General features: G+C 58.6%; 6 protein-coding genes. 4 read left to right on the forward strand and 2 right to left on the reverse strand.

The features are described 5' to 3' along the window. The 4 genes from ACH2EH_RS24410 to ACH2EH_RS24425 form a co-directional block, all read left to right on the forward strand. Window positions 1–925 (forward strand): ThuA domain-containing protein (locus ACH2EH_RS24410; RefSeq protein ID WP_395145930.1); only part of this gene is annotated, 925 nt, incomplete at its 5' end. Between the two features lie 60 nt (window positions 926–985). Beyond that, window positions 986–2,416: a Gfo/Idh/MocA family oxidoreductase gene (locus ACH2EH_RS24415; protein ID WP_395145931.1), complete on the forward strand. Its 1,431-nt coding sequence runs from the start codon at window positions 986–988 to the stop codon at window positions 2,414–2,416. Between the two features lie 24 nt (window positions 2,417–2,440). Continuing rightward, complete coding sequence (locus ACH2EH_RS24420; RefSeq protein WP_395145933.1) at window positions 2,441–3,964, forward strand: Gfo/Idh/MocA family oxidoreductase; 1,524 nt, start codon at window positions 2,441–2,443, stop codon at window positions 3,962–3,964. 63 nt (window positions 3,965–4,027) lie between these two features. Further along, complete coding sequence (locus tag ACH2EH_RS24425) at window positions 4,028–5,368, forward strand: ABC transporter substrate-binding protein (RefSeq protein ID WP_395145935.1); 1,341 nt, start codon at window positions 4,028–4,030, stop codon at window positions 5,366–5,368. A gap of 72 nt (window positions 5,369–5,440) precedes the next feature. On the opposite strand, the gene ACH2EH_RS24430 is transcribed toward ACH2EH_RS24425, so the two are convergent. Together ACH2EH_RS24430 and ACH2EH_RS24435 are read right to left on the reverse strand one after the other, a co-directional pair. Further along, window positions 5,441–7,237: an ArnT family glycosyltransferase gene (locus tag ACH2EH_RS24430; RefSeq protein ID WP_395145937.1), complete on the reverse strand. Its 1,797-nt coding sequence runs from the start codon at window positions 7,235–7,237 to the stop codon at window positions 5,441–5,443. Next, window positions 7,234–7,904: class I SAM-dependent methyltransferase (locus ACH2EH_RS24435; RefSeq protein WP_395145939.1), on the reverse strand; the 671-nt coding region annotated here is incomplete at its 5' end. The genes ACH2EH_RS24435 and ACH2EH_RS24430, both read right to left, overlap by 4 nt.

Raw genomic sequence — 7,904 nt, forward strand, 5'->3', positions numbered from 1 at the left:
TCAAAGGTGCGCCGGGAGGGTTCCCGACGCGCCTTTTTTGCGCTATACTAAACACTGGCGCACACTGCCGCGTCTTTTAACCAGTACCGAAAGGACTACCATGCCCCACTTGCACCGACGCTTATTTATTCTCTCTGCTCTCACCGCTCTTACTCTCGGCGCCACGCTCCTCGCAGCCCCGACCACGGCGCACCGCGCCAAGAAGAAGCTTCTCGTGGTCACGGTCACCAAGGGCTTCCGCCACGGCGACTCGATTCCCGTCGCCGAGAAGATCCTCGCGGAGCTCGGCGCTAGGAGTGGCAAGTTCGATGTGGACTACGTCCGCACGGATGCCGAGATGGCAGAGAAGATGAGTGTGGCGGGCCTGAAGAACTACGATGGGGTCTTCTTTGCCTCAACCACGGGCGATCTGCCCCTGCCTGATCCCGAGGGATTTCTCGCTTGGGTCAAGAGTGGTAAGGGCTTCTGCGGTGCCCACGCTGCCACGGACACGCTCCATAACTTCCCTGGCTACATCGAGATGATCGGTGGGGAGTTCCAGACCCACGGCGCTCAAGTGGAAGTCGAAGGCATTATTGAGGACGACAACCACGCTGCCACCAAGCCCTTCAACAAGCAGCCGTTTAAAGTATTCGATGAGATCTATCTCTTCAAGAGCTACGACTGGGCAAAAACCCATGCGCTAATCGGGATGGACAAGCACCCCAATAGCAAAGCGCCCGGCTACCACGCCCTCTCTTGGTGCAAAGACTACGGCAAGGGCCGCGTTTTTTACACATCAATGGGCCATAGAGTAGATGTCTGGCAGAAGCCCTGGTACCAGGAGCACGTGCTCGGTGGCATCCTCTGGTCGCTTAAAGAAGCCAAGGGAAGTGCGAAACTCCCGAAACTAGGCGCGACTCCGGCTATCTTAAAGACAAAATAAAGCCGTTTGTAACGGCAAAAAAATTACTAACCTACGGGAAGAAAGCACACTAAGCCTACTATGAGTGATGTAACACGACGCGATCTACTGGGGCGAAGCTCCGCTCTGGCTCTGGGCCTGCTCCTGGGCAAAGAGACCCTGGCCCGTGCGGAGGAGCTGACACTTGATCCGGAGCCACAGGCAACCAAGACCAAGCCCGTCGCCGCACAGCCCAAAACTGCCGCACAGTCAAAGACTCCCCCAAAGACCTCATCGAAGCCCGCCCCTCCGGTGAAGGCACTCCCGGAAGACCCCCCTCCCAGCCCCGTCACGGTTGCCGTGATCGGAGCCAACGAGCGGGGACGAGAGATGTTAACCTCCCTCTCGTACGTTAAAGGCGCGGTCGTGAAGTATGTCTGCGACAGCTATGAGTCCGTGGGATTCCAGAAACGCGCCTTGGAGAACGCACCCAAGGCCGCCTTCGTCACCGACTACAAGAAAGTGCTAGACGATCCCGCAGTGCAGGGCGTCTTTGTCGCAACACCAACACACCTCCACAAGCAGATCGTTTTAGACGCACTCGCGGCGGGAAAGCATGTCTACTGCGAAGCACCTCTCGCACACACCATCGAGGAGGCAAGAGTCATCGCAATCGCAGGACGAGACGCAAAGACAATATTCCAGGCGGGCCTCCAGAACAGAACCAACGGACAGCACCACCACGTTAAGCACTTTGTTGAGATTGGAGCCGTGGGCAATATCTCCCGCTGCACCGCTCAGTGGAACCAAAAATCAAGCTGGAAGCGCACTGCCCCCAGCCCGGAGCGTGAGACAGCACTCAACTGGCGCCACGATCCCAGCCTCTCCCCGGGCCTGATTGGCGAGATCGGCATTCACCAGATTGATGTGATGAGCTGGTACCTCCGGGCCTTGCCACTCTCCGTGACAGGATTTGGCACGGGCGAGGGAATCGCCCGCACGATCACCTGCCTAGTTGAGTACCCCGAGGGCATTCGCCTGACCTACGATGCCACTCTAGGAAACTCGTTTGGTGGCACCTTCGAAATGCTCCAGGGCGATCAGTCTGCCGTGGTTCTGCGCGGTGCACGTGCCTGGATGTTCAAGGAAGCCGATGCCATCGCACTGGGCTGGGAAGTCTATGCCCGTAAGGAGCAGGTCGGCGACGAACAGGGGATCATGCTGGTGGCCAACGCCTCAAAGCTTCTCGCGCAGGGATTAAAGCCGGAAGACTTTGTGAAACCCAAGCCCAACGCCACTCCGCTCTTTTACGCCTGCGACACGTTTCTCCAAGGCATCCGAGTGGGCAAAGAGAAATCTCGCCCCTCCGTTCCCGTTCACAAAGAGGGTGAGGTTTACAGCGCCCCCGATCCTGTCGCGGGAGACTCATCGGCGGAGATCGGCTTTGCCGCCACTGTCGTCGCCCTCAAGGCCAACGAGGCCATTAAGACTGGCACCAAGATAAACTTCACCAAGGAAATGTTCCTTCTCTAGGGAACCATCAAGACTAAAAAAACTATGAGTAAAAAAGACAACGAACCATCGCCATCGCCCCTCGCTCGGCGTGATTTTTTCAAGGCGGCCACCACTGTCGCGGGAGCCTTCGTGCTAGGCACAGGTGCAGAAACGGCCACGGCGGAGGCGAATCCGCAAGCCGCCAAGCCGCAACCTAAACCGACGGCAGCTCCCGCGACGAAGATCGTCGGCAAGATTAAGATCACCGTTCCTGTGGTGGATGCCGCCAACATGAAGGGCGGAATCTTCCCCATGGGAACCGTGATGGCTCCCCCCAGTGCCAAGGGGGCCAACGACCGCATTACCATCGCCAGTATCGGCGTCGGCGGTGCGGGCATTGGTCAGGGCAAGCTCCACCTGAACAGCTTTATCAAAGAGGCCGAGCAGAGAAACACAGCGGTTGTCGCAATTTGTGATGTCTACCAGCCGTTTGTGGATGAGACAGTCGCGATTGCTAAGACCAAACAGGCCAATGTGATGGGCACCAACGACTACCGAAAGGTGCTGGAGCGCAAAGACATTGACGCGGTGATTATCGCCACGCCCGAGCACTGGCACGGACAGATCTCCGTACATGCCATGCAGGCGGGCAAGCATGTCTACTGTGAGAAGCCTCTGGTACGCTATATCGAAGAAGCCTGGCAAGTCTATGATGTCGCTAAGTCCACCAAGAGCGTGATTCAGATCGGCTCGCAGGGCTGTACCGATGTGCGCTGGCACGCGGCGGCAAAGGCAATCAAAGATGGTGCGCTAGGCAAGCTGGTCATGGGCCAGGGTTCTTACTGCCGCTGCAACCGCAACGGCGAGTGGAACTACCAGATCCCTGATAGTATCAACGCCACCAACTTCGACTGGGACCTCTGGCTGGGCTCCGCGCCTTCGCGTCCGTTTGTCTCGCCCAAGGGCGCAGGAAATGGAGCAGAGACAGCGCGCAATGATGCGGGAGCGCGCTTCCGCCGCTACCGCAAGTACACAGACTACTCCGCAGGCATCCTAGGGGATCTCATGCCCCACCGGCTCCATCCGTTCTTGATCGCCTCAGGTAACCCGGAGTTCCCGACGCGCGTGATGTCCATCGGCACGCATGGTGTCCAAAATAAAGACCGTGAGGTCGCCGATACCGTGCAGGTGATGGCTGAGTTCCCCTCGGGCTGGTCTATGCTCTTTATCGGCTCGACAGTCAATGAGCAGGGACTCCCGGATCTCTTCCGTGGCGAAAAGGCGACAGTCTACTTTGGCAGCACCAAGGTGGAAGTGAAGCCTGAGCGCCCCTTCTCCGATGAAGTCGAGGGCTTTATCGTGGATACCAGTGCCCCTGAGCTTGCCAGGTTCCATCCGACGGAAGATGTCGGTGCCCACGAGCGCAACTGGCTGGAGGCGATTCGCAAGAACGACCCGATGCACTGTAACTGTAATATTGATCTGGCCGTCAAGGCGCAGGTGATCATCTCTCTGGCGGAGATGAGCCAGCGCAGGGGTAAATCCATGAACTTTGATGCCAAGACCCGCAAGGTAACGGCGGGATAACCTAACACCCACCCGGCGCTGTGCGCTAGGTGGGTATAATTTTTTTGGAGGACAATGATGCGAATGACACGACGCGGCGTATTGGCCGCACTTTTTGCGACACTTCCCTTAGTGACCCTCACCGGCTGCCCCAGTGGCGGCGGTGAGAAGACCGGCGGCGATGCTCCCGCAGTGGCCACAGGCGGTGGAGGCGGAGGCAAGAAGCTGGTGATTGCCTGGGCCGACTGGGACCCTGCCGACAATCTTCAGAAGCTCACCGAGGACTTTACAAAAGAGACTGGGATCGCCGTCACGGTGAGCAAGATTCCCTGGGCAGACTTTGAAACGAAGATTAATGCTGCCTGGACGGGCAAGTCTGCGGAGTTTGACATGGTCGTCGGCGACTCCCAGTGGCTGGGAAACGCGGCTACGGGAGGACACTATGTTGACCTGACGGAGTGGACGGCAGATGCTGCAAACTTCCCCAAGGCCGATAACGAAGAGGCTGCGATCAAGAACTACGGCGAGTACGAGAGTAAGCTCTACGCCATCCCCTGCATGGCCGACGCCATCGGCTTCGCCTACCGCAAGGATCTCTTTGAGGATCAGAAAAACAAAGACGCCTTTAAGACCAAGTACAAGCGGGATCTGGGCGTCCCCACCACCTGGGATGAGTTCCAGCAAGTGGCGGAGTTCTTCACCAAGGACGGTAAGTTCGGCTGCGCCCTCTTCTACTCTAAGGGAGTAGACGGTGTCACGATGGGCTTTGATCCTGTCCTCTGGAGCTTCGGTGGTGCCTACACCAAGGATGGCAAGGCAACCGGGGCCATCAATGGCCCCGAGGCAGTTAAGGCGCTAGAGTTCTATATTGGCTTGAAGAAGTTCTGTCCCCCTGGTGCCGAGACCTTCTACTTCAACGAGTGCAACACCGCCTTCCAGGAGGGCACGGTCGCCATGACGGAGAACTGGTTCGCCTTCATGCCCGCTCTCGTGGACAAGAAAAAGAACAAGTTTGCGGATCAGACAGGCTACTTCGTGGTTCCCAAGGGGCCGGCGGGCCAGTTTGTCTCCCTCGGGGGTCAGGGGCTCTCGCTCTCCAGCTACTCGAAGAACACCGACGATGCCAAGAAGTTCATGGTTTGGTTCTCCAAAGAGGAAACTCAGAAGAAGTGGGTGGCACTGGGTGGCCTGACAGCGAATAAGAAAGTCTCCGCCACCGACGAGTTCAAAAAGGCGAATCCCTACAACGAGACCTTCGCCAAGTCCGTGCCGTTCCTAAAGGACTTCGATAACTCCCCCAAGTACACACAGCTTCTCCAAGCCTGCCAAGATGAGTACTTTGCCGCCGCCTCTGGCGCGAAGACCGCTAAAGCCGCTCTTGATGAGATCGCCAAGAAGCACGATGAGGTTCTGAGCGCGAAATAACTCCGATACAAAATCGCTCCGCGATTGGGGAAACCCGATTCGCGGAGCGATTTTTCATGTCGCGGAGGGAGATTAGGGAACGCGGTAGATAATAATCGGATTTTCCTGCCCGAATGTCGCCACGGTCTCCAGCTTGCCCTGTTCCACTGCCTGCGCGAGAAGAGCACGCCACTTGGTCCAGGCCGGGTCTTCGTTTTTGACGAGCCGGGTAATGAGCGTGTTCTGCAAAAGATAGGTATAGCCCCGGCGCTTGAAGTCGGCGAGAAATGCATCCACATCGGCATAGGAGTCGTAGGGCAACAAACCGGGCGCGTGATTGGGTTGCGCCCAAACATAGGGCCGGTCAAGGTAAAACCCCCGGGTTTCGTCGAAGAGCGCCACTTTGGCATCTTTGGGGGTGTTCTGGTTGATCCAAGTCTCGGCAACCTCCAGCGCCTGGCGCGGAGCAGGGGGGAGCAGCTCGGTTAGCGCCAGATAGGTTCCCCAGAGCGCCGCAAGGGCGATGAGCACCCCGCCCGCTCGCTGTGCCAGCTTCCCCGCCTGCGCGAGTCCCCAGGCACAGGCCAGTGCAAAGGCAGGAAGTGCGGGAATCAAATAACGGGTCTGCTGCATCATGAAAAACCAGGTCGCCGAGATGCCCAGCCCCCAGAGCAAACAAGCCACTGCTGTTTTATCCCAGCGGCGTATGAGCAGGGGCAGGGCCATCCCCAGTCCCAGATAGACGGGAGAGATTCCGAAAATCCAGTACTCGGTAAAGATATACTTGCGCTCTTGCGAGATCAGCCCCGCCTCCATAGTTACGTTCCAGGGGGCCAGCAGCAAGTGGAGGGGGTCTTTCCCCAACCCGAACGCTGCCTGGTCTTTCGCGTAGCCCAGCGCTGCCGCGTCGTTCCAGTAGTGCCCATGGAAGAGCTTCCAGCCAAAGGGATAGACCGGGTCACCGGTGTAGAGAAATGTCTTCAGGTACCAGGGCAACCCCACCACAAGTGCGATCCCAGCCCAGGCCACGACGAGGCGGAAGGGCAGACGCATCGCCAGAAGCCCGAGTGCGCCCATTGCCCAGAACGCGAGCGCGGTTGATTTTGTCCCAAGTGCAAGCCCCATCAGCACCGCGGAGATCACCAGCCAGCGCGGCTCTTTGTGGGCATTGAGCACCGCGTAGAAGCTCAGAAATGAAAAGAGGGCCAGAGCCAAGTCAATATACGCCGTCGTGGACTCCCAGAGTAGTATGGGGGTAGTAGCGACCATCACCGCAGCGACTTGCCCAACGGCCTTGCTGAAGTGACGTGTGCCGCACGTGTAGACAGCCAGCGTGAGTAGTACCCCACAGAGCCAGTGGCAGAGCTTTGCCCCACTCACCGAGCCCAGCGAGAGCATCCAAAGGTAGAGCATATTGAGCGTGAAAGGGAAGTTGCTATGGTGATCGTCGGGGATGTAGTAGATTCGTCCTTCTTGCAGGTAGCGCTTTGGGGCGGCTAAGTGATAGGAGAGCGAGTCCCACTCCAGTTCTCCAGGCGGGTTCAAGGCCCCCACCAGTGTCACCAGAGCGCAGAGTCCCATGACCAGTGCGACAGCGATTCCCAGAGCCCCCGCGGAGCTCTCCTTAGTTTTCTCACGCTTGGGCAAGCTTCGGTAGCCCAGAATCGCCAGGGGTAGCCCCACCACAAAAACGCCGATCGTCAGAGGTACGGTTTTCGCAAGCTTGAGAAGCCCCAGTGCCAGAATCGTGTAGGACACCACGCCCAGCCCCAAGGAAATAGCAAAGACCACACGCTCCAACAGGCTTCCACTGAGCAGGCGGCGCAGGAAAAACGCCCCAATCCCAAACGCCAATGCCACCAATACGAGAAGATAGACAATTCCGATCATTGCCTAACCGCCAGTAGCTCCATAACCTCACCGGGCATCTCGTGGCCGAGACGCTCCGAGGCGGTGAGGAGGCTGAGAAAGGCTTGTGTACGGAGCTTTCCGCCCTCACGGCGTGGCCCGGCGCTGCCCTCTTCTTCTCCGATGGGCTTACCAGAGATCGCTTTAAAACTATAACGGATGCTCTGAGGGCCAAAGAGAAACGGGAAGTGGCGGATGCGCTGCACGGCGAAACCACACTCCTCGGCAAGGCGCGTGAGCGTGCGCGGCGCGAAGCCCCAGTAGTGGCGCGGCAGGTCCAGCGGGTACCAGCAGGAGCGAAAGAGCCTCGCCTCCAGGCAGTTAACATTGGGCACGGCGATCAGAAGCGCTCCGCCGGGCGCAAGGGCGTTCCAAGCGGCAGTTAATGTCTCACGCGGGTCGGGGACATGCTCTAGGACATGGAGAATCGAGACGAGCCCAAAGGCCTTTCTCGGGAGGGTGACCTCCTCTAAAGGCGCTTCATGGATCGTGCCACCGGTGCGCTTGCGGGCGAGCTCGGCGGCCACGGAGTCGGTCTCCAGTCCCTCCACAGTCCAGCCCTGCGCAGCGAGCTGTGCCAGAAAGCGCCCGTCGCCACATCCCACATCCAGAGCGCGGCGCGGCGCGTCCTCAGAGATCGCAGCGAGCG

It is taken from the genome of Armatimonas sp., from assembly GCF_043760365.1.
Taxonomy (GTDB): Bacteria; Armatimonadota; Armatimonadia; order Armatimonadales; family Armatimonadaceae; genus Armatimonas.